The 1,991-nt window shown below is 69.9% G+C and carries 2 protein-coding genes; both read right to left on the reverse strand.

All coding sequences use genetic code 11. The annotated features are described in order from the left end of the window. The coding region (locus CBW50_RS28305) for a TIGR03087 family PEP-CTERM/XrtA system glycosyltransferase (protein WP_139842708.1) at nucleotides 1-1,241 on the reverse strand (1,241 nt) is incomplete at its 3' end. A 15-nt stretch (nucleotides 1,242-1,256) separates the two neighbouring features. After that, nucleotides 1,257-1,991: FemAB family XrtA/PEP-CTERM system-associated protein (locus CBW50_RS28310; protein WP_139842710.1), on the reverse strand; the 735-nt coding region annotated here is incomplete at its 5' end.

The raw sequence follows: 1,991 nt of genomic DNA on the forward strand, positions 1-1,991 counted from the left end.
CGTCCCGCGCCCGGCCCGCCGCCGCCCAGGCCCAGCATGGCGCCCAGTCCCTGCAGGTTTTTCTCCCAGTCATGGTCCTGCAGCACCAGCTGGCGCGCCGCCGCGCCGATCGCGGCGCCGCCGTCGCCGTCGCGCTGCTTGCACAGCACGCGCGCCGCGTGGTGGATGAATTCGATGTCGTCGCGCGCCAGCAGCAATTCCAGGCCCGGCTGGGCGGCGATGCCTTCGAGCGCCTGCGGCGTGGCCAGCACGATCTTGCCCATTGCCATCGCTTCAAGCACCTTGTTCTGCACGCCGCGGGCGATGCGCAGGGGCGCCACGGCCAGGGCCGCGCCCGCCAGGTAGGGGCGGATGTCGGGCACCTTGCCCGTCACCGTCACGCCGGCCACCMTGGCCAGCGCCGTGACGGCGGGCGCCGGCCGGCTGCCAACGATGTAGAACTGCAGCTGCGGGAACTGGCGCCGCAGGGCGGGCCACACATGGCGCACGAACCATTGCACGGCGTCGATATTCGGCCAGTAATCCATGGCGCCCGTAAACACCAGCACTTGCGCGCCGGGCGCGTACGGGCCCGGCGCCGCCGCCGCCGCGGCCGGGGCGAAATACACGGCGTCGACACCGTTGTTGAAATGCCCCGTCTTGCGGCGCGCCATGGGGGCGCACTGGCGGAACAGGGCCGCCTCGGCCGGCGAGACGAAACTGGCGGCCGTGAACTGCTGCGCGATATGGCGTTCGTACTGCAGCAGCAGGCGGGCTTCGTGGCGGTACAGCTGCGACAGGGGCCAGGGCTTGCTGTCGCCGTACTGGCGCCACTTGTCGGAATCGACGTCGACGAAATCGATCACGCGGTGCAGGGAGCGGCCCGCGCTGCCGTCGATGTATTGCGCCATGGGCCCGGAATAGGCGACGGCGTGGCGCACCTTGCCGCTCGATATCACGCCGTCCACCCATTGCAGCAGCCGGGCGTCGCGGTAATAGTGCACGCTCATGGCTTGCCGCGCCAGCAGCGCCTGCGCCGCGCGCCAGCGGGCCGCGCCGCGCCGCAGGCCAATGAAGCGCGTGCTGGCGCACAGGGAGGCGACGGCTTTCGCGTGCCGCCAGTCGTCGTCGTCGTCGATGAAGCAGCCCAGGTGCACGCGGAAATGCCGGCTCAGGTATTGCAGCATGTGCCACGAGCGTATTTTGTCGCCCTTGTCGGGCGGATACGGCAGGCGGTGGACGAGGAAGAGCAGTTCGCGCATGGTGTGTTCCCTTGCTTAGCCCAGCTGCCGCACGATGTGCGGCCCCAGCAGGTTGGCCAGCGGCAGCGGCAGGCGGCGCCAGGCGCGGATGAACAGCGCGTATCGGGGATTGAGCGGATTGACCTCGGGCAAGGCCGTGGCGCGCACCAGCTTGTAGGCGTAGGGCAGCGGCTGCGGAACAAAACCCCAGTTTTTCTTGAAGTCCCAGGCGCCCGTGCCCAGCTTGCTGCGGCCGAAATCGAACAGGCGGCAGCCGCGCGCGGCCGCGCGGCGCATCACTTCCCAGTACATGAAGTCGTTGGCGCCCGTGCTGCGCGCCAGCAAGGCGCCGCCGCCGTAGTAGGGCAGCACTTCGTCGCGGAAGTAGAACGCGAGTACGCTGGCCTGCGCCTGCACGCCGTGGTACACGGTGAGGATGTCGCAAGCGTCGCCGAACACGCTGCGCAGCAGGGCGAAATGGCGGCGCGCGAAGACGGGCGTGCCCAGCCGGTGCACGCTGTCCGCGTAAATCGGGTAGAAACGGTCGAGATCATGGTCGATGGCGCTGTGCAAGCCGTTGGCGATGCCCTTGCGCACGACGGCGCGCTGCTTGCGGGGGATGGCCAGCAGGTTTTGCTCGTCATCAAGGTGCAGCGGACGGCGGAACGTCGCGTACAGGGGCCGCTGCAGCCAGGCCGCGCCTGCCTGCTCCGGCGCATCGCGCCAGCGGTATTCGAGGTGGCCCACGCCCAGGCGCCGCGCCAGCGCCTG

The organism is Janthinobacterium sp. GW458P (genome assembly GCF_002127585.1).
Taxonomy (GTDB): Bacteria; Pseudomonadota; Gammaproteobacteria; order Burkholderiales; family Burkholderiaceae_D; genus Janthinobacterium.